This window comes from Altibacter sp. (assembly GCF_019913785.1).
Classification (GTDB): Bacteria; Bacteroidota; Bacteroidia; order Flavobacteriales; family Flavobacteriaceae; genus Altibacter.
The window spans coordinates 1-21,856 of sequence record NZ_JAIOHK010000047.1 but is presented as its reverse complement, the minus strand read 5'-3'; the positions used below and the strand labels follow the sequence as shown (position 1 = coordinate 21,856).

Below are 21,856 nucleotides of genomic sequence, written 5' to 3'. Positions count from 1 at the left end.
GTTAGTTTTTTGAATTAAGCGCCAGTTTATTCCCTTCTGTATCTATAAACAATGCAAAATATCCGGCATCATCGTTTATTTTGGTTTTTTCCATAATTACACGGCCACCGGCTTCTTCTACCTTAAGCAATGCCGAATTGAGGTCGTCACCACCATTAAGATAAATAAGTGTCCCGGTTTCTGAAGGAGAACAACCCTGCCCCATTACTAAGGCACCGCCAATTCCATTTTCTGAAGGAAACAAAGCCATGGCGTATTCGTTCATTTCATTTATATCCATGGTAATTCCAAAAATATGGCTATAAAATGTACACGCCCGTTGCAGGTTCAGCACCGGAATTTCGAACCAGTTAATATAGTTCTTTATTTTCTTTGCTCGTGATTGCCCCGTGAATGATCCCATATTATACAGCTATATTTTTTTTTAAAATATACTTCTTTTATTTTTAAAAAAAAACCTTAAAAGCTAATAACTTGAGTGGTACTGGGAGAAATTTAAATTATTATAAAATACCATCTCCTTTATACCCTATAGTACCTGTTGACAATTCTATTTCGCTCTCCTTTTTCTTGAGTCTTGCCAGCTGATCTACTTTAGTAGGCTTAATCAAGGGCCCAAGCGATTCTAGATAAGGATGTTTTACTCCTTTTTGATAGATACTGAAGTCGCCCATATGATCTCGGAAGCTCTTTAACGGTTGGCCAAGACGCATTACTCCTAGTTCTCTACTCCTTTTAACTCTTTCCAAATCTATTTCTACGGGAATAATTTCTTCCGTCGCGCCTGCCTGATACATTATTCTCCCATCCGGGCCACAAACAGTAGATCTACCAATACCACCCGTTTCTAAGCCATTAATGTCGAAGAAAAAACATTGGTTCACCGCCGATAGTGTCTGAACAATCGAATGTTCAATATCGCGATCCATAGTGCCTGTCATTGTGGGGTGTAAGATTACCTCAGCACCCATTACGGCCAAAGTTCTAATGGTTTCTGGGAACCACATATCATAACAAATAGATACGCCGAATCTTCCAACTTCCGGGACATCAAATACGCAAAAATCATTACCGGGAGTAATCCCAACTTCAAATGGAAAGAAAGGAAACATTTTACGGTAACGAGCTACTATTTCTCCCTCGGGATTTATTACCGTTGACGTATTGTAAATTTTATCACCCTCCTTTTCAAAAATGGATCCTGGTAACAACCAAATTTTATATTTCTTCGCCATCGCCTGCATTTCAGACTCAAATTCCCCCGGAAATTCCTGTGCATAGTATGTCAAAGGACCATAGGCACATAATTCGCTAAACAGTACCATATGTACCGAAGGGTAAAGATTCATGGTAATATCCAATTTTAATTTCATCATTTGAAGATTCGACTGCGTTGCCGATACCCTCATTTGAATGCCTGCTATTGTAAATGGTTTCATAATTCCTGTGTTGCTTTCTTAATTTCTTCTTCTAGTATATCGAGTCCTCTTTCCAATTGTTCATCGGTAATTACCAAGGGTGCCAAAACCCGAATAACGTTTTTAAAAGTCCCTGCGCTAATAATTACTAAGCCTCTTTCGGCACAGTTTTTTATAATTTTAGTGCATAATTCTCCATCTTGTTGACGTGGGTCGCCATTCTTAACAAATTCAATGGCCATCATTGCTCCCATACCCCTAACATCGCCAACGCTGCTACATTCCTTTTTAATCTTTAAAAATCGATCTTCGATGACCTTACCAACATATTTTCCTCGTTCGTTGAGATTTAATTCCTCCATTAAATCGATGGTGGCAATAGCCGCAGCACAACAAACCGGATTTCCAATATAGGTGCCTCCAATAGTACTCGGTCCTGCAGCATCCATCACTTCCGCCTTTCCAAGAATGGCTGCAATGGGCATTCCGCTGCCCAGTGATTTCGCATAGGTACTTATATCGGGTTGTACTCCGTAATTCTGCCAACTAGCCCAGTTTCCGGTACGACCAAAACCACTCTGTATTTCATCTGCTATAAGCATGATGCCGTGTTTATCGCAAAAATCGCGAAGGCCTTCGAAGTATTTTTGAGGGACAGGGTTAAATCCACCTTCACCTTGTACTGGTTCAATGATAATCGCAGCAAGACTTTTTGGGTCTACTAAGTTTTTTCCGCTCTCGTGCAAACGCTTTAATTCATATTCCACAAACGCATCCATATCCATATCGCCTTTATACCTATAGTAGTTTGGAAAGGGTAGTCTATATACTTCAGGAGCAAATGGTCCACAATTTATCTTGTAATCTATTTTACTCGTTAATGTTAAGGCCATAAGCGTTCGACCATGAAACCCTCCGGTAAAACACAAAACAGCTGGACGTCCGGTTGCCTGACGCGCTATTTTTATTGCATTTTCTACGGCTTCTGCACCTGTGCTAACCAACATCGCTTTAGTTTTTTTACCATGAGGAAGTATTTTGGTTAGTTTTTCACAAAGTTCAATATAGGGCTCATAGGTAACCACGTTGAAACTAGTATGAATATATTTAGCTGCTTGTTCCTGAATAGCCTTTACAACGCTATCCGGACAATGACCAGCATTAACCACCCCAATTCCTCCGGCAAAGTCCAAAAGTTCTCGTCCATCTTCATCTATAATAAGGGCACCCTTGGCCTGAACCGCTGTAGCGGTATTAAAAACCCCTACACCATTGGCAACTACGTTTCTTCTTCGGTCAAGAAGCGCTTCAGATTTTGTCAATTGATTTATCATATAATTTGAGATATTATTTTTATTAATATAACTAAATTTTCGGGACGAAAGATAGTATTTGCGCAACTATTGTAACATGGTTGCCAAAGAAATAATACATAACTTTTGTTTATAACTTTTGCGAATATTTTTCACAGATAGCATCCACACAATTGATCCCGTCTATCGCCGCCGAAATGATCCCTCCCGCATAACCGGCCCCTTCACCACAGGGATATAGGCCCTTTATTTCGATATGCTCCATGCTAGCTTCATGCCGCGGAATAGAGATTGGAGAGGAGGTTCTACTTTCGGGCGCGTGCAATACCGCCTGATTGGTATAATAGCCCTTCATCTTCTTTCCGAAAGCGACAAATGCCTTTTTTAAACGCCTTGCAATTAATGGTGGCAATACCTCATTCAAATCGGCCGAAACAATCCCGGGTTGATAGGATGTTTTTGGAAAATCAACCGACACCTTTCCTTCCACAAAATCGATCATACGCTGGGCAGGTACGCGCTGGGTCTTCCCCCCTGCTTCCCAGCACTGCTGTTCCACCTGTTTCTGAAAGTCCAGGCATACAAAAGGATCGTCCGATGTATAATTGGGCAAATCGGTAGGGGCAACACTCACTACAATCCCCGAATTGGCATAGGGGTTATTTCGCTTACTAGGGCTCCACCCATTGGTCACCACCTCATTCTGTTGGGTAGCACAGGGTGCTATGATCCCACCCGGACACATACAAAAGGAGTAGACACCCAGACCATCCACCTGTTCTACCAGCGCATAGGAAGCAGGCGGCAGATAGGGATTCTCACTGTCGCCGTGGTACTGGATCCTGTCGATCAATTCCTGTTGGTGTTCCACGCGCACACCAAGAGCAAAGGGCTTGGCCTCTATCTTTATCTTCTTTTCGTGCAACAAATAGAAAATGTCTCTAGCAGAATGTCCCGTGGCCAAAATTACAGTATCAAAGGAAAGCCATTGTGCTTTGTTTATTTGAATGGCGGCAATGGCGCTGTTTTTTACTTTTATATCGGTTAGTTTTGCATTAAAATGTACTTCACCTCCGTTTTCGATGATGGCCTCCCGCATGGCTGTGATAATCTTTGGGAGCTTGTTGGTCCCAATATGCGGATGCGCGTCTACCAAAATCTCTTCATCGGCTCCAAAATGGACAAACCACTCCATCGCCTTGAGCACGTTGCCCCGTTTCTTGGAACGGGTATAGAGTTTTCCATCGGAATAGGTACCGGCACCTCCTTCGCCAAAGCAGTAATTGCTTTCGGGGTTGACAATTTGATCCTTATTGATTGCGGCCAAATCTCTTCTGCGTTCGCGCACCTCCTTTCCCCTCTCAAAAACGATGGGCTTATATCCCGCTTCAATGGCGCGTAATGCGGCGTATAGACCGGCAGGCCCTGCACCGATGATGGCTATTTCTTTGGCTTCTGAAACGTTTTGGGGTATAAAAGGCGGAATCTGTTCCCGTACCTCATCAGACGTCCAAAATTCTATCTGAAGATTGATCTTAATAGGTACCCGCCGTGCATCGATAGATCGTTTCCGAATTCGCCAATCGCTAATATGCGCTCTTCGGAGTTTGGCTTTTTCCAAGGCCATTTCCAGAATATAGGCGCTGTCCTCTTGTTGCTGTGGTAAGATGGATATTTGTACCTGTATGCTCATGTAATACTCGTTTACTTAAAGGAATACGAATATCCCAACCCGCCTCCTACATTGGTATTTCCATAATTGCTGAAATCCAGGCCACCCAAAATCGTAAAGGTGCCAAACTTTTGAGTGGCATATGCTGCCGAAGCATAGTTGTGCACATTCCGCATCGTGGGTTCGAAAGGAACGCGATAGGTGCCCAAATTAGACACAAAACTGGTTTTTACCATCCAAGCGACACCCTTAAAATGCCCCGAAACCCCTATATGATGTGCTTTTACGCGATTGTTAAAAATGGGGTTGTTGGAATCTGTGATTAGTAGGTCGGGATCGGCCAAAATAAACGGAATCCCTATGATGTTTCGTTCGTAGGTCCACCCACTTCGGTAGAGGTTATTGGAAAAATAATTGTCAATTCCGCTACCACCACCAATACCACTTTGCTTGGCCGTATCTACGTATTCGTATAAAACGGCGTTTATAAACTTCCCATTGGTAGGCTGGTAAAATAGACCCCAGACACCGTCGGGAAAATTAGCCCAGCGCGTACCCGAACCATCTTCAAAAATATGCTCGTGGAAGAGGGAGACGGTTCCCATGCTAGTTTTTAATTCATACTCCAGTAAAAACGAGCCCAAGTGATTCCCCAGGGCGTTGTTATAAATAATATCCTGGGTTACCAGCGGTCGTTTCTTTGCTAAAAACACATCGAAAAAGGCTTCAAAATCGGATGGCAACTCCCCCTCAACGGGTGAGGTACCCCCCCACTGTGCAAAATGCTGAAGTTGTACGGTGAGTTTATTCCTTTCATTAAAAGTAGTTATCAGGCCCAGCCGCTTGTAATGTATGCGGGTGTTATCAACGAACCGATCGTCATTTAGGCTGTAATGTGCGATCCCCCAATCCACTGCAAAGGTTTCTGAAATCTTCAGGGGGTCATTGGCTTCGAGTATCAGTCCGGGTAAGGGTCGTGCATTCTGTGACCATAAGATGTTTTTATTGGTGGTAGACAATCCATATAAGACGGTCGCTCTTTCTTTGGCTCCCAGTGTTGCCCGCAGCCAGGTATTCTGAAAGGAGGCATACAAATCCCTTCTTTGAACTTCATCGGCCACACCATTTCTATAAAAACCGGTGGCTCCTGCTTCTATGATGACATTTTCATAGGCATATACTAGCTTAGCTCCTAAAATACCTGAAAAATTAGTTTCGGGAGCAACTGCGGTACTCGTATTGGTGTACAGCCAAAACGGAAGTGTTTCCTCATTGGATACGAGTCCAAAAACTTCGGCTTCACCTTCAAAATGTAACTGTTGTCCAAATCCGATCTGTACGCAGAAAAAAAGAAAAAAGACTTGGGCTATTTTCATGGTATTCTTATTGTTTAGCTGAAAAAGTACGGTCGACACCTATGCTTACTTCCTAAAAATACGATGGCGCCACGTCCTTTTCTCATCGGAGTAGGTATAACCGTATTTATTTCCATAGCCGAAATTACTCATATCCACATTGTTTAACACAATGGCAAGATTTGACAAGCGTCCTTCTTCCATGGCGTCTTTTGGGAATTCCAACAATCGTTTATCAGTATAACCTGCACGAACTACGTACAGAGTTATGTCGGCAAATTTATTAATGAGCAGCGTATCTGTAACCAGCATGGACGGTGCTGTATCCACAATAACATAATCATATGCTCGCTTTATTTCTCGGAAGAAGTCGTTGGTGCGATTTTGCATAAGGAGCTCGGCCGGGTTGGGAGGAATTACTCCCGAAAGCACTATATCAAGATTTTTGTTGTATTCGCTCTGTGAGGCTAATTGGGTTACGGTAAGCGTGTCGTCCATGATAAACTCGGTAAGCCCTCGGTTCTTGCGTTCCGATTCAGGTAAATACCTATGTAGTTGGGGATTTCTAATATCGGCTCCTACCAGAACCACCTTTTTACCGGTTAGGGCTAAGGTAAGGGCCAGGTTAAAGGCTACCAAGGTTTTCCCTTCTCCTTTAATGGTGGAAGTCACAAATACCGTTTTGGCTTCATCTACGGAGGTATCTTTGTTCACGAACAAATACTGAAGGTTGGTTCGCAATATTCGGAATGATTCGGCTAGGATGCTTCGGTCGTTATGCTGAATTAATTCCTCATCACTCTTTTTAAGTTTCGGAATTTCACCAATCATAGGTGTCGAACGCAAAACCTTTTCAATATCTCGTCTATTGGTCACCTTGGTACTTAATAAGAAGAAGCCATAAATGCCAACGAAAGGCAATAGCAATCCTGCTAACAACGCTCCAATGTAAATGAGCGGTTTATTAGGACTTACAGGTGCTTTGCTGCTATAAGAACTATCCACAATTTTCGCCTTGGGGGCCGTAACCGCCAACGAAATAGAAGCTTCTTCCCGCTGTTGTAATAAAAACAAATAGAGTTGTTCTTTTATGGATTGTTGACGTTCAATACCGCGATATAATTTTTCTTTGGTAGGCACCTGCGCAATTTTTGAATTTAGGGCTGCCTCCTGAAAATTCAGATCTCGCATCGAAATTTTTAACCCATTACTGGTATTTTGCAAACTATTCAAAATATTAGATCGTATCTGTTCAATCTGATTGTTCACATTAATAACAACCGGGTTTTTGGCAGTAGATGCTTTTAGAAGTTTATTGCGTTGCAGAATTAATTGATTGTAGTTGTTTACTGCCTCGCCAATCTCTTGACCGTCCAAACCAATATTGGCCGGAAGCAGGTCGTTACTGGACGATTTTTCCATATAATCGATCATGGTGTTGGCCAGTTCCAATTGGGTTGCTACACCCGATTGTCGTTTGTTGTACTCACTTGCATTTTGAAGGATGAGCTGTGCTTCGGTCTCTATATCGGTGAGTCGGTTACTACTTTTGAATTGCTCTTTGTTACGTTCTACAGAATCTAATTCCTTTGTAATAATTTCTAACCTGGAATCGATAAAGTTGGAGGTTTTCTGCGCCACTTGATTCTGATCATTGATAGCGTCTTTGTTGTACTGAAAAATAAGTTCGTTAATAAAATCTTCGGCCTTTTCCGGCACCGGGGAAAGCAGGCTTATATTGACAACATTACTATTCTTGATGTTGTTTACAATGGATATCTTCCGCTGATAGGCCAGAGAGATAGCTTCAATAGGCCGATATGTAACTGCTATTTTCCTTCCGATAAATGAATCGAATATCTCGCGGTTATCCAAAACAGGCAGTACTGTGATATCACCAAAAGGCAAGGCTACGCGTTCACCGAAGGTATGTTGTTCTTTTACGGTTCCGGATTCATTTTCAACTATGTAATCGGTGACGGATAGTACTTCAAAAAATAACTTTGGCACCACTTTTACTCTGGTACTATCTGTAAAGGAAAGGTATTGTACATTAAAGGGTTTAAATTCGTACAATTCGGATGTCTTTATGGTCCCAACTGCTTGATAGGTAATATTTAGGTTTAATTCCTTGACCACTTCAGCAATGATGCGTTTCGAATTAAATATAGCAAGCTCATTTTCTATACGACTGTTATACTTCGAAAAAAAACTTCCCAAATCTGCAAAAGCAGCTAGTTCGGAAGGGCCGCCACCGCTTTTTTCGTCTTTGACAATCACCGTGGCATTGGTTTGATATGATGGGGTGGTATACCTCAAATACAAATAAGACAATACCATGGCCACTACAATTCCCAATACGAACCAGAACCAATAGCGGGTATACCTTTCTACCAATTCACGAAGGCTGGTATCATTCGATTCGGTGTTCTTTGTAAATTCGTCCATAAAAAATAGGTTATCGCGTCAAGATTATAACAGTGCTTAGTATCACGGTCACTAGAGAAAGCATGGCTGGAATGTCCGGCAAAAAACCGGATTTCTTTACTCCTTTGAGAGAGGGCTCGACATAAACCACATCATTTTGTTTTAAAAAGTAGAAGGGGCTGTTAAAAAAATCGGTTTGCGTAAAGTCTACGCGGCCAACCTTTCGTTTACCGTCTTCTTCCCTAATAATAACCACTTCATTTCTATTTCCATCTAAGGTAAAATCACCTGCCAGACCTATGGCTTCAGGAAGTGTGATACGTTCATCCTTAACCGTAAATACCCCGGGATGAGTAACCTGTCCCAATACAGTTACCTTGAAATTCATAATTCGAACATCTACCACTACATCTTTGATGTATTCTGAAAGCTGTTCTTTCAACATTTTTTCTACATCACCACGTGTTTTGCCACTGACGTTCACATTACCCAGCACCGGAAAACGAATATCTCCTTCGGTATTGACCAAATAGCCTTGAATTCCGGGATTGGAATTGCCAATATTGCCCTCTAATCCGGTGATACGCTCAAAAGGCTTCACAACCTCACTGTCTATGGAAGAAATTGACACATGTAGGATATCATTGGGTTCGATAATAGGTTCAAATTTCTGATCAATGGTCGATTGATCTAAGGCATCTACATCCTGAAAGTATAGTATCTGCTTTTTGGTAGCACAAGATAAAAGACTAAAAACGGCAACTAGGACTAAAAGTGATTTTCTCATTCGTTAATTTAATTGTACAAATATAAGTTTATAAAAAAGAATTGGATTTTCGTAGCTTTTACAGAAAAGCCCTACTTATTTTACCTTCCTAATTTCCGGCACTTTGGGTTTGTCCAGAGCGGTAAATTCGGAATTTTCACTTATATATTCAGGCACCATTTCTTTTAATAATTCCACTACCTTCTCATCTTTCTTTTTGGTAGCGGTTTTAATAATATTCTTAATCTTTACTTTAAGGTCTTCAAATTTTACCACCGGAACCTTTGTGATCATAATTTTTGGGTGGTGTGTAGGCAAGGCCGTTGAAGTATCATTTAATAACTCTTCGAAAAGTTTCTCTCCGGGGCGTAGACCTGTAATTTTTATATCGATATCCTCATAAGGCTCAAATCCTGAAAGGCGGATCATTTTTTCGGCCAGGTTCAATATCTTGACAGGCTTACCCATGTCGAACACATATATTTCGCCTCCGTTCCCCATGGTCCCTGCTTGTAATACCAATTGACAGGCCTCGGGTATGGTCATAAAATAGCGGATAATATCTCGGTGTGTAACTGTCACAGGCCCACCCTGTGATATTTGTTTTCTAAAATGAGGAATAACAGAGCCACTGGACCCCAATACATTTCCAAAACGCGTTGTGATGAATTTGGTTTGCACTCCCTTTTCTCTTTGAAGGGACTGTACGTACATTTCGGCCACTCGTTTAGAGGCGCCCATCACATTGGTTGGGTTTACTGCCTTATCTGTAGACACCATAACAAACTTGTCGATATTAAAGTTAACCGACAGAATTGAAAGGTTCACTGTTCCAAGGATATTTACATAGATGGCTTCGTGTGGGTTTCGTTCGATTAAAGGAACGTGTTTATAGGCAGCCGCATGGTAAATAATATTGAATTCATATTTGGCAAACATGAGACCCATACGGTACATATTGCTAATATCGGCCAGCTCGATAATAAAGTTGAGCTTCGGATAGTTGAGTTCGAGATAGATTTGAAGTTCATGTAGTGCAGATTCCGCCTGATCTAATATTACCACCAGATCGGGATTAAAATTGGCCAGCTGCTTTACAATTTCACTTCCAATAGACCCCGCACCGCCGGTCACTAAAATTGTTTTTCCTTCTAAATCCTTTTCAATTAGCTCATTCTCGATTGAAATCGGGGTACGCTCCAAGAGGTCCTCGATATCAATAGGTTTTATTTGGTTGTGAATATCCTCCTTTTTATTCCATGTCTCGAAATCGGGTACATTGAAGACCTCCTTATTATTGGCAATGCAATCATCAATTATCTGATTCTTCTCCTTGCCGGAGAGTGAGCTGCTAATCATAATTACGCCATCAATATCTAATGAAGCGATCGAATCAGAAAAATTGGTCTTTATTGGAATAACAGGTTTACCAAGAATCTTTAATCGTTTTGTATCTTGATTTTGGGTCAAAAATCCCATCAACTGAAACGGCAAATTAGACTCCGTGGTCAGTGCCTTTCCAATAGAAATTGTATGATCATCTACACCCACAATCACAACTTTTTTCTTTAGGTTTCCGGTAGCAATACTTCGCAAGTAATGATAGCTTTCCTTTACCGCCACCCTAAATAGCAGCATTAAGGTAAATGACAGCAGCATATACAGTAATACCGATGTGGTTAAAAACACTTTGCCTTCACCGCTAATTGCGGAGTAGGCCAGATTGAACACTACAATAGTAATTGCCGTTGAAAAAGCAGAAAATGCGAGTTTTAAAATATCGGTAAAGGTAGAATGACGTATGATGCCCGAATAGGTCTTAAACACGAAGAAGAACAGAACATTAATTGCCAAAACAATTAAACCTTGTATGGAGATGGGCAGTACTTCTAAAAATTTAATTGGGGTGCCCAATAAAATGGCGTAGACCAATAAGAGCGAGATAAATCCAATAATAGCATCCAGTAGAATAACGATCCAGCGAGGCAGATATCGCTGGTCAAGCATTTTTAATTTATTATCCCCGGTATAAAACCGGCTGAGAATATTTTTCATAGGTTAAGAGAATACACAATTCGGGGAGTTACAAATATACTTAATATCTACACAAGTTGCTTAAATGCAACCCTAATCCTTTGTTTTTCTTCTAAGGTTAAATTTGACCCGGAGGGTAAACAAAGTCCTGTAGCAAAGAGACCTTCGGAAACAGACGCACCATAATACAGTGCCTCCTTAAAAACAGGTTGCAGGTGCATGGGCTTCCAAAGAGGTCTTGACTCAATATTATTTTTTTCCAGATGCAGTCTAATTTTTTCTGAATTCAATCCAGAAAGGGCTTCATCCATACGTATACAGGATAGCCAATGGTTGGAATAGAATGCCGAAGAAGGCTCGGTAAATACTGAAACCCCTTCCCAATCCATAAACAAATCGGAATAAAACTGATTCATATTTCTCCGTAATTGAACGTGATCGTCCAATACCTGCATTTGCGCTCTTCCAATACCTGCGCAAATATTACTGAGGCGGTAGTTATACCCAATACTCGAATGTTGGTAATGAGGCGCCTTGTCTCGTGCCTGAGTGGCTAAAAAAATTGCTTTCTCCTTTGTGCTTCTTTCTTTGGTGGCCAAGGCCCCTCCTCCCGAGGTAGTAATAATTTTGTTTCCGTTAAAGGAGAGAATTGATATATCCCCAAAAGTACCGCATTTCTTGCCCTTATAGGTACTTCCCAATGCTTCGGCACTATCTTCTATCAATGGAATCTCATACCTCTTTGCAATTGCGATGATCTCATCCGCCTTAAACGGCATTCCATATAGATGCACTGCAATGATGGCTTTGGGCTTTTTTCCCTTTGCCAATCGGGCTTTTATGGCTTCTTCCAAGTAAATAGGGCACATATTCCAAGTCTCCAACTCACTGTCAACAAAAATCGGAGTGGCTCCTTGGTATACAATGGGATTTGCCGAGGCCGAAAAGGTCATACTTTGGCAGATGACCTCATCTCCACTTTTAACACCAAGTATAATTAGAGCTAAATGTAAGGCCGCAGTTCCTGAACTTAATGCAGCCACATGCATACCTTCACCTAAATACTGTTCCAAATCTTGTTCAAATCCGTTGACATGTGGCCCCAATGGTGCCACCCAATTGGTTGCAAAGGCTTCGTCAACAAAGGTTTGTTCGCTGCCTCCCATATGTGGTGAGGAAAGCCATATTTTAGTATTATTCATTTTCATTAGAAAATTTAATGGGTTTAGCCGGGATTCCAACTGCGGTACAGTGAGCCGGAATTGATTTTGAAACAACAGCTCCTGCGCCTATAATACTTCCTTCTCCTATAGAAAGTTGATTGATGATGGTAGCCCCGGCTCCAACATATACGCCTTCTCCAACGGTAACTTCTCCACTTATATTTACCGCAGGCATAAACGACGAGAAGCTATTTATTTTTACATCGTGACCAATGGTACACGTCCAATTAATAACACAAAAATCTCCTATTTCGATGTCACAGCTTAAAACGCTTCCTTCACAGATAATACAGCCTTGCCCAATTACCACATTATAATTTTCTAAGCTAACCGATGGGTGAATAATTGTTGGAAAATTATGTTGGTTAAATCGCTGGTATATTTGTTTTTTTATCTTCGGATTTGCGATAGCAAGTACTAAGTTGACTACTTTCTGAGTGGAGTTTATAAAATCTATGGGGCCTAAAACTGGCAAGCCGTGTATCATTGTTCCAGCCGCAATACCATCGTCCACAAAACCTACTATTGAAAATTCGGCGGTAGCTTTACGTTTATTAATAAGGTCAATTAGGCATTTCACTTCTCGTCCGAAGCCTCCGGCACCAATAATAATGAGTTCTTTCATTTTATATTTCCTTTAAAATGGGTAGTAGTCGCTTCATTGGCAGCCTGTATACCTTCTCTAGCCACTACTTTCTTAATGGTTTCTAAAATTATTTTCACATCCAATAAAAACGAGATTCTTTCAACATACAAGACATCCAATCTCAATTTCTCTTCCCAGCTAATGGCGTTACGCCCTTTTACCTGAGCATAGCCAGTAATTCCCGGTTTTACCAGATGCCTTTGCTTCTGAAAGTCGTTGTATAGAGGTAAATACTCTGGAAGTAAAGGACGTGGGCCAACAAGACTCATGTCGCCCCATAAAACGTTTAACAATTGTGGAATCTCATCCAGAGAGGTGGCTCGTACAAATTTACCAACTGCGGTAAGTCTTTCCCTATCTGCTAGCAGAACCCCATTTTTATCGGTTCGATCGTTCATTGTCTTAAACTTGATAATAGTAAATAACCGTTCATTTTTGCCCGGCCTCTTCTGAAAAAAGAATGGTTTTCCATTGTTCGCTATACTGAGTAATATAACGAGTAGAAAAAATACCGGCAACAGGCAAAAGAAAGCAACAAGCGCTACCAAAAAATCAAGTAATATTTTGATTCCATTTTTATACACCAAGCAAAGGTATTAAAGCATCGCTTCCCGATCACGATATTCTGTTAATAATGCACGACAAATTTCCTCTCTTTTATATTTTGAAATAATTTCTTTACGAGCATTTTTCGAAAGATTGACAACTAAATTCTTGTCTGCTATCAATTTCTTCATGGCATTATAAATCGCATCGGAATGCTTGACCGGGATAAGCATCCCATTGATTCCTTCTGAAATAATTTCATTACAACCATTGATATTCGTCACGATACCTGGCAACCCCATGGCTCCGGCCTGTAGCACCACATTTGGAAAGCCTTCCCTATAGCTCGGAAATACAAGTGCATTACTACTCACAAAATAGGGTCTCACATCTTCTTTATACCCAACCGTAAATATTTTTGGGTGTGCCGTAATTAGTTCTGATGTTTCGGGCAGTAGTGGATCTAAATCTGCTTCAAGGGGTCCTACCAACAATAAAGAAACACTTTTTTCAGTTTTGAAAAGTTTTGAAAAAGCTGCTATTAATTCGTTTATTCCCTTATCAGCCACTATTCTTCCAACAAAAATAAAAACGAAATCCTCGAGAGGAATCCCCAATTCGTTTCTAGTAGTCTGTATTGTTTTCTCACTAAATTCTTTCGGATCAAAATAGGTTGCATCTATTCCATTGGAACTTCCGTTCCCTATGATTTTCAATTTGTGTGCTTTTGTAAACCCATTTTCCAATATAAAATCATACAAGCCTTTCGAATTGGGGTACACTCCGGTCGCAAAACGATAGGTTAGTATTTCGACCGTATTTAGGATTTTTCGTTTTAATCCGCTTGCTTCCATAAGGGGCAAGCCGGCAACGGTATGCAGTCGTATAGGAACTTTCGCCAAATAAGCCGCCAACATCCCTACAATTCCGGCCTTCGGGGTATGCGTGTGCACAATTAAGGGTTTTTCTTTTTTAAAGAATTTGACTAATTTAAATACCGAAACTAAATCTCGAAACGGAGTAATCTTTCTTGTTAGAGAAACATGAAAGGTTCCAACTCCCTCGTTTTTTCCATAATTTTCCAAATGCACTTTATCTGAAGATACCGCAATAACTTCATAGTAATCATTCATAAAGGCCAATTGTCCTTCCAAGAGTTTCTCGAGCGATAAGGGGACTGTTGTAATTCGTATTAATTTTTGTTTGGACATAGTTTTGAATATACTAGAATATGTTCACTTACCATTTTTGTAAGACTGAATTTTTTGGCCCGTTTTAAACAGCTGGCGACTGTCTGGGCATAATAATCGGGATCGCTCATTAGCAAATTGATTTTACCAGCTAAATCGATCTCGTCCTTATGTATGAATAAGAGCCCTGCATCGTGTACCAAATTTGCCAGACCCAGTACTTTTGAAGCCACCAACGGCGTACCCGAAGCCATGGCTTCTATACCCGAAAGTGATAGTCCCTCGTGATTAGAGGACAATACGGCAATATCTGCCATTTTTAATAGCCGGGGAACATCTGCACGTGTTCCCAGAAAAACAACTTGATCTTCAACCTCCAATACATTGGCCAATTCCTTTATTTTATCCACTCCGGGACCTTCCCCTACCAATAAGACCACAACCGGGTATTTTATATAGGGTATTGCTTTTATCAGCGTCTCATGATCTTTTTGATTTGTAAATCTGGCTACTTGAATGATGATCTTGTCTTTTTCTTTCTTAATGAAATTTTTTCGTGCCGAGGGGCTGGCATTGAAAACCTTATCAAAATCCACCCCGTTATTTATGGTGACAAACTTTGTGTTTTTGACCCCCAAATGTTTTTTCAAAAATAATTTCACCTCGGTCGATATGGTGATAACCAGTGTATATTGTTTGTAAATAATCCGGTCGGCCATTCTATACCAAAAATTTAACCTGCGCCGGTTGGAAGTACTGTGCTCAGTAAATAAAAGTTTTACTTTAGAAAAGGAGATTATTTTGGCGATGGCTACCCAATATAAGGCTGGAAACAAATGTACATGAACAATATCGAAGCGTCTTAAATACGGAATTATCTTAAAAATCAACATAGGATTGTAAACGCTTCCCTTTCCAAGAATGTTTATTTTACAGCAATCCATTGCTTTTAATTCAGTATAAAAAGGGAATTCCTTGCCATTTAGTAACAGCACCTCAATGTCAATTCCGGAAGCAACAAATCTTGGCACCGATTCTACTACCAATTTTTCTGCGCCTCCGGTGGCCAAGCTATTTATTACAAATAGTATCTTCATTTGCTTCACTTTTAAAATAGCTATTTTATTGGTTGTTTTTCCAATATACTATCAATTTTCTGCATAAAACTCGAGATATCCCTGCTGTTTAATTCTCTTTGAAACTTTGCTCCCATTTCACTATTTGAATTTCCTAGACAGTCCACAATAGCTTCATAAAGGCTGTCCACATCATTAGGAAGTGCAGTGTATACGCCGTCAATTTTTTCAATCCCACCAGCGCACAATGTAGATACTACATTATTGTTTTGCGACATCATTTGAAGCAGTACGTTTGGAAATCCTTCAACTCTCGACGACACTACACATATTTGAGCAGCCCGAAAGTAGTGATACACATTAGGCACAAATCCCGGCAACAAAATTTCCTCGTCTAAATCTAAATTTTTTCGCTGTTCTTCAAGTGGTGCTCGTAGTTTCCCCTCTCCTAAGATAATCAACCTAAGGTTTTGATGGTTTTTCTTTAACCTGGCAAATGCTTCCATCAATATATCAAATCCCTTTTCTTCTATGAGTCGGCCCGCGGACACCATATAGTCAAATTTAGGAGCAGGTAAATTTGTCTGTCCTAGCCCGGCATTATTAATGCGTTCAGTATCTACAGGATTTTCTATCACTTCAATTTGCATTTTAGAAGCCAATTGTGGAAGATTTTCCAGTAGTTGTTGCTTCATAAATTCACTTTGACAAATAAGTAAATCGATCTTAGCATATCCCAATTTGTATTGCAGTTTGAACAGCAACAATTTTATTCCGCTAAATCGCTTGAATATGGAGGTAGATTCTCTAGCAACAAAATACTTGGTGCGGTATAAGTTCAATTTGAGCAACACACCCACAAGACCCGTTATATGCACATGTGAGGTAAAGGTGTATTTAAAATGAATGTTTCTGTATGTCCGGCATCGTTTGGCCGCCACTATCCCTCCTAAGAATTTGTTTTTTGTACGAGGGTAAAATGGCTTAAAATTTGAATAACGCTCCAACTCTTCCCAGCCCTTTGTTGTTTTTTTGGTTAAAAAGATCACATATACTTCTTGCTCCTTTTTTAAAAAGAACTCGGCCACCATTTTCAGGTACTGTTCGGCACCACCTAACGAATCATTAAATAAAACAATCAGAATGTTATTCATGTCAAAATAAAAAGTTCAACTTTAAAACTGCTACAATCAAATTGAATTGTTGTTTTCCTTCGATTTAAAAAGCGATATAAACAAAAGCATAAATAAAAAAGGAATAATCATTGTCTTTTGTCTTGCCGCCACACCCAGATTACTCAATAAATAGGCTCCGGGTAGTGTAATGGTTAAAATGGAAAAGGCCGAAAACCAATAGATGTGCCTAAATGCATCCACTATTTTGTGTCGGATTCTCTTGACAATATTAATAAACATTAAGACCCAAACTAAATTTTCTATGGACGCGGCTATGGCAAAAATATTATGAGCATCTATAAAAAAAGGTCTAAAAACATAACTAAACCACCTGACGATCAGATTACTATCCTTCAAATTTATTGAGGCGCCGCCAGCTAATTTTCGGTCTCCCAGCATTTCTACCTGTTCTAGAATTGATTCTTCATTTTTAAAATCTACTCGCTCTAATAAAAAAGGGAATAATCCAACGAGCCCAATTGCTAAGGCAGTGATTAATAAAAATTTATACCCCGTTTTCAAATTCTTATTCAAGAATAACTGCGTAAATCCAAATGCGGCCATAACGAAAAATAAAATATGGATCCGAATCAGGCCAATAAGGAGTATAGGTAATACGTAATACATCCACTTTTTATTAAAATAGAACATATAGGCCAACATTGAAATTCCGAAAAAAATAAGTGAGTCCTTTCCAATCGAAACAGTCCAAAAATGAAGCATTGGCATTAATAAAACATAAAACCAATTGGTCCATTTATAGCCCGTTATGTCAAGCAATACCTTCAGTATAAAATAGTATCCAAACAGACCGATAAAAGAATACACAAAATAGCTCCCGAAATAAGAAATATGTAGATAATTGACCAGAGGGTAGAGTGTGGCGTATATAAAATAAGTTCCCTGACCAAAAGTGTCAGGCCAACTGTCGTAGACAAAAAGCACCTTGCGATAGTAGCCAACTGCGTCTGTAATATCGCTCAAGGAATAAAGGTAATATCCAATCGTAGTAGCTACATGTACCACACTTATAAAGCTGAAAAGTCTAACGAATTTTACAGAGATTGGTTTAAATTTTTGTGCCAGTGCAATTACTCCAACAAGATAGAGTAGCATGATTGAAAGATCAATTATGGAAAACTCGGTAAGTAGTTTAACATCCATACTAAGCTAGAAAGTCTTTGATCATAAACTCTTGTGGATTGAAAGGACCTTTATGAAATTGTAAGTTCTTGTCCCAAAAGCCTTCACACTTATCGTAGGCCTTCATTGAAAATCCGAAACAGATCTCCACAATTTTGGGTGTCTCGTTTTCATCGTAAACAAAATCATATGCCAAACTTTGTGCACCTATAACATCTGAAATTTGAAACGCTACGGAAATCATTTTACTATCAATCCCCGATGCTGTATAATCGATTTTACCACTTCCCGAAGCCCTGAAATCATTTTCATGTGTAAATCGTCTAATACCAAATGCCTTATCACCAACCGTGATGATTCGGGTGTCGAAGTCGTTGTTAGGTAAAAACTGTTGAAAGTATACATATCCAACTTCTGCCTGAGACATGGCGCGTTCCTTATTCATACGTTTGACAAAACCAACCGTTTTCTTGAGCAGCACTACCGGATTTTTGACCTGTTTGGCAACACGCAATTTTTGATCCAAATTATCCAAGGGTTTATTTATTGACTTAATTCCAACAGTAAATAAGGTGTCGATATATATTTCCGCTTCTTGTTTGGAATTAAGCAACTTTACATTCGTTGAACCCGCTCCCCCTTTGAGCTTTGCCACCAACGGAAACTGCGTTGTTTCAATATACGAAAGTGCTTCTTCTCTGGTATAAAAGGCATGGCTTTTTATATACGGTGCCTTTATAGCTTCCATAAAATACTTTTGAGCGACTTTATCATCGAAATGCCAACGGGTATTGAAGTTTGGAAATGTCTTGACTCCCATTGCATCTGCACTGTTAAGCACATACGGAAAGGTCATTTTGTCCTTTACGGAAAGATGGTTAAGATGCCACATCAAGTGAGTTACCTTCTCCTGTTGCAATGTTTTAATTATTTCTGAAGCATGACAATCAACTTGTACAAATGGGATGTTTTGAGATTTGCAATAATAAATCCATCTATCGGTAAAACTACCTTCTCTATGATGTATACCAACTTTCATCTAATACTGTTTTATAAGTTTTGCAGGATTTCCACCATAAATACAATTGGAAGGAATGTCCCCTTTTACAACACTCCCCGCTGTGATAATACTTCCGGCTCCAATTTTGGTGCCACCAAGAATAATACAACTTGCAGCAATCCATACGTTGTCCTCTATTACGATGGGGACACCTTCGTCTGATGTATTTATCCTATGTTCTGGAGCATCGAACGACAAATTGTGTCCATTGCCATCAATAATCTGAGTATTGGCAGCAATTAAACAATTATCTCCAATTACAATTTCCTTGTACGCGTGAATACAGCTACCGTGGATTCTGCAATTATTCCCTATTTTAATATACGCTTCGGGTCTATCTGCATATAATTTACAACCAGAAAACATATTGATGTGGTATCCATAATTGGAGGAGTTGATAGTTGTATTGCTCCCAATTTCTATGGTGGCTCTTTTGTGCTTCAACACCATCGGAAATCGCTTAAATTTAGTGCCATTTCCTATTTTCAGCCCTGAAAAATATCGCACCACAAAGGTGGCGAAACCGTTGAATATATAATGGTAGATACTTCTAATGTTTTTCATGAAATTGCCATTTATACCATAAATAACCGCCCATCAAAAATCTGGCTATCAACAAATTTATAGCGGCTCCAATAATATCAAAATAAAAAATAAGCGGGAAGGCCAAACCAAACGCCAGTAACGAAGAAATAATAGTGTTATTCATAACCAATTTATCCTTGCGTTGTACAATAAAATAATTCAATCCATAAATAGTATAGAGTGTATAACCAAATATACTCAAAGAAAGTAAGCAAAGCACGGTGAAGGCATATTCATGATCCACGTTTAAGTACCAAAAGATCACCTTCGAGAAAAACAAGGGCAGTACCGAAAGTATCAAACCAATGGATAACATCATGGTATTGAACTTGCCGAAAGAATCCCTTTTTCGATTTAAGAAGGGGAAGAACACTCTAGAAATAATAGAGACTAGCATCACACAGACATCTACCACTTTTTTAATGGCATCGTATATTCCCACAAGGCTTACCGTAGTAAAAATTCCCAATAAAAAAGTGTTGGTATTGTTATAGAGCGTCGGGAAAAACTGATTCACAAAAATAGGAAAATTGTCTTTTATTGCATCCAATAGATATTTCCTTTTCAGAAAATAAAATTTCAATTTATATTTTTTAATAAGCATGTACTGGCCAGCCAATCCTGCAACAATAAACCCAATTCCCTGCAATAGCGGATACACCCAATAATCTTCAGCCTTTGTAATAAATACAAAAACGCTGATCGTAAAAAACAACTTGATGCCAAAGTTTAGAAACGCAATGTATTTCATTTTTTCAATACCTTGAAAAAACCATTCGGGGAAAAGACTGTGTCCAAAAAGCAACAAGATAGAAAGGAAAAAAACTACTTTTTCATCATAAAAAGGCGGATATAAAACAACTATCAAACTTATTAGGAGCGTTGATATGATCACAAAGAGTAATTTAAGCGACATTACTTTACTATAAATAAGGCTTAACTTTTTTACACTGTTTCGAGATACAGATACATCGCGGGTGGCGGTGATCTTAAAACTATAGTCGGCAATAGGCATAAAATAGGCAACCAATGCCGCTGCAAGTACCACCATACCGTAATTAGAGAATCCCAAAACACGAATTACATAGGGTAAGGTAATAAGTGGCAATACCATATTCACCAATTGCAAAGTAGAAAGAGAAAGGAAGTTTTCAATCAGTACCTTAGCTTCTTTCTGTACAAGAATGTTTTTTATTTTTCTGAAAAATCCCAAGAGGCGGTATTGTGGTTTAATGGCCGAAGCCGCAAAGTTAAGATAATCTATGGGGGTTAACTCAAAATTACAAACTTAAAAGTAGGAATTTTACCTGCTTGAAACCTAAAAACGGGAAGCCTTTAACGATAATTCACAGGGGATTCTTTTTCAAAAATACCCTTGAGATCCAGCAGCGTCCCTTCGGATAATTTCATATCACTAACCCTGTCCTTGCTAATCTTTTTAAACGTTTGTTGCCTGAAATTCTTTCTGAAATACTTCGAAAAATAATCCTTAAACCCCAGTTGTTTTAATAAATACAATAGTTTTTGAAATCGAATGGTTTTTGTTTTATTCATTTTCTGAAGGATGGGATTTACGAAGGCGGAAATACCTAAAAAATTGGAAATCCGAGTCATTTCAATATCGGTTGTGTTTACCAGATTCCTTAATTCTAGCACCAATAGTTGTTCTCCAAATAGCGACTCAAATCGTTTGAGATGTGCTGCATAACAACTCATTCCTAAATAGCTCCCAAAGCGTAATTCATTGGATCGATACTGTGCTATTTCACTACGCATTATGGCATCAAAGCTTCGGTGTATTCTTCCAAGCGCTAGATCCATTCTATAATGAGAATAAGCTCGTTGCAATGGGTCACGTAAAATTACAATGACCTTCGCTTCCGAATTATACGTGGCTATATTAGCGGCTGCTTCAGGCGCATGCAGATAGGCGGTACTGGCATCTACTCTGTAAACTTCATGGGTCGCCAATGAAAATAGCTGTTCGTATTGGGCTAAGGTTTCAATCTTTGCAATATGTAACGGGTCGGGAAATTTGCTGTTCAGATACCTATTCAGATTAAAAAAACGAGACGGTTCATAGAGAGTAAGAGGCAACCTGTCTACAAAGTAATTAGGTTCCTTTATGGGGGAAACGTAAATCTGCGGATGTTTAGAGAGCAACTCCACGAATGAAGTCGTTCCCGCCCGCATAGCGCCCACAATAAAAAGATTAGCTTTTTTTGTT

General features: G+C 39.6%; 19 protein-coding genes. All 19 read right to left on the bottom strand.

The features are described from left to right. Window position 1: 1 nt before the first annotated feature. On the bottom strand, window positions 2-403 hold the full coding sequence (locus K8F54_RS07735; protein WP_290789169.1) for a VOC family protein: 402 nt from the start codon (window positions 401-403) through the stop codon (window positions 2-4). 100 nt (window positions 404-503) lie between these two features. Then, window positions 504-1,439 carry a carbon-nitrogen hydrolase family protein gene (locus tag K8F54_RS07730; protein WP_290789168.1) on the bottom strand — a complete coding sequence of 312 codons (936 nt, stop codon included), beginning with the start codon at window positions 1,437-1,439 and terminating at the stop codon, window positions 504-506. Beyond that, window positions 1,436-2,752 (bottom strand): aspartate aminotransferase family protein, encoded by a 1,317-nt coding sequence (locus K8F54_RS07725; RefSeq protein WP_290789167.1) that lies wholly within the window; start codon window positions 2,750-2,752, stop codon window positions 1,436-1,438. The genes K8F54_RS07730 and K8F54_RS07725 overlap by 4 nt, the downstream gene beginning before the upstream one ends. Before the next feature lie 109 nt (window positions 2,753-2,861). Beyond that, window positions 2,862-4,424, bottom strand: a complete 1,563-nt coding sequence (locus tag K8F54_RS07720) for an FAD-dependent protein (protein WP_290789166.1) — start codon at window positions 4,422-4,424, stop codon at window positions 2,862-2,864. An 11-nt stretch (window positions 4,425-4,435) separates the two neighbouring features. Then, the gene (locus tag K8F54_RS07715) at window positions 4,436-5,779 is read right to left on the bottom strand and encodes a capsule assembly Wzi family protein (protein WP_290789165.1); all 1,344 of its coding nucleotides are present in this window, start codon (window positions 5,777-5,779) and stop codon (window positions 4,436-4,438) included. A gap of 45 nt (window positions 5,780-5,824) precedes the next feature. Continuing rightward, a complete protein-coding gene (locus K8F54_RS07710) occupies window positions 5,825-8,206 on the bottom strand; it encodes a polysaccharide biosynthesis tyrosine autokinase (protein ID WP_290789163.1) in 2,382 nt (793 codons plus the stop codon). A gap of 10 nt (window positions 8,207-8,216) precedes the next feature. After that, complete coding sequence (locus K8F54_RS07705) at window positions 8,217-8,972, bottom strand: polysaccharide biosynthesis/export family protein (protein ID WP_290789161.1); 756 nt, start codon at window positions 8,970-8,972, stop codon at window positions 8,217-8,219. Window positions 8,973-9,047: 75 nt separating this feature from the next. Further along, window positions 9,048-11,006 carry a nucleoside-diphosphate sugar epimerase/dehydratase gene (locus tag K8F54_RS07700; RefSeq protein WP_290789159.1) on the bottom strand — a complete coding sequence of 653 codons (1,959 nt, stop codon included), beginning with the start codon at window positions 11,004-11,006 and terminating at the stop codon, window positions 9,048-9,050. Window positions 11,007-11,053: 47 nt separating this feature from the next. Beyond that, the gene (locus K8F54_RS07695) at window positions 11,054-12,187 is read right to left on the bottom strand and encodes a DegT/DnrJ/EryC1/StrS family aminotransferase (RefSeq protein ID WP_290789187.1); all 1,134 of its coding nucleotides are present in this window, start codon (window positions 12,185-12,187) and stop codon (window positions 11,054-11,056) included. Continuing rightward, complete coding sequence (locus tag K8F54_RS07690) at window positions 12,180-12,833, bottom strand: acetyltransferase (RefSeq protein ID WP_290789157.1); 654 nt, start codon at window positions 12,831-12,833, stop codon at window positions 12,180-12,182. The genes K8F54_RS07695 and K8F54_RS07690 overlap by 8 nt, the downstream gene beginning before the upstream one ends. Beyond that, window positions 12,830-13,438, bottom strand: a complete 609-nt coding sequence (locus tag K8F54_RS07685; RefSeq protein ID WP_290789155.1) for a sugar transferase — start codon at window positions 13,436-13,438, stop codon at window positions 12,830-12,832. Before K8F54_RS07685 ends, K8F54_RS07690 begins: the two co-directional genes overlap by 4 nt. A gap of 12 nt (window positions 13,439-13,450) precedes the next feature. Next, a complete protein-coding gene (locus tag K8F54_RS07680) occupies window positions 13,451-14,611 on the bottom strand; it encodes a glycosyltransferase family 4 protein (RefSeq protein WP_290789154.1) in 1,161 nt (386 codons plus the stop codon). Then, complete coding sequence (locus K8F54_RS07675) at window positions 14,593-15,687, bottom strand: glycosyltransferase (RefSeq protein WP_290789152.1); 1,095 nt, start codon at window positions 15,685-15,687, stop codon at window positions 14,593-14,595. Before K8F54_RS07675 ends, K8F54_RS07680 begins: the two co-directional genes overlap by 19 nt. A gap of 20 nt (window positions 15,688-15,707) precedes the next feature. Continuing rightward, on the bottom strand, window positions 15,708-16,820 hold the full coding sequence (locus K8F54_RS07670) for a glycosyltransferase (protein ID WP_290789151.1): 1,113 nt from the start codon (window positions 16,818-16,820) through the stop codon (window positions 15,708-15,710). A gap of 36 nt (window positions 16,821-16,856) precedes the next feature. Continuing rightward, on the bottom strand, window positions 16,857-18,005 hold the full coding sequence (locus K8F54_RS07665; protein WP_290789149.1) for a hypothetical protein: 1,149 nt from the start codon (window positions 18,003-18,005) through the stop codon (window positions 16,857-16,859). 1 nt (window position 18,006) lies between these two features. Beyond that, window positions 18,007-19,023: a hypothetical protein gene (locus K8F54_RS07660; protein WP_290789147.1), complete on the bottom strand. Its 1,017-nt coding sequence runs from the start codon at window positions 19,021-19,023 to the stop codon at window positions 18,007-18,009. After that, window positions 19,024-19,608 (bottom strand): acyltransferase, encoded by a 585-nt coding sequence (locus tag K8F54_RS07655; protein WP_290789145.1) that lies wholly within the window; start codon window positions 19,606-19,608, stop codon window positions 19,024-19,026. Then, window positions 19,595-20,842 (bottom strand): oligosaccharide flippase family protein, encoded by a 1,248-nt coding sequence (locus K8F54_RS07650; RefSeq protein WP_290789143.1) that lies wholly within the window; start codon window positions 20,840-20,842, stop codon window positions 19,595-19,597. The genes K8F54_RS07655 and K8F54_RS07650 overlap by 14 nt, the downstream gene beginning before the upstream one ends. A gap of 122 nt (window positions 20,843-20,964) precedes the next feature. Next, on the bottom strand, window positions 20,965-21,856 hold an 892-nt coding region (locus K8F54_RS07645; protein ID WP_290789141.1), incomplete at its 5' end, for a sulfotransferase.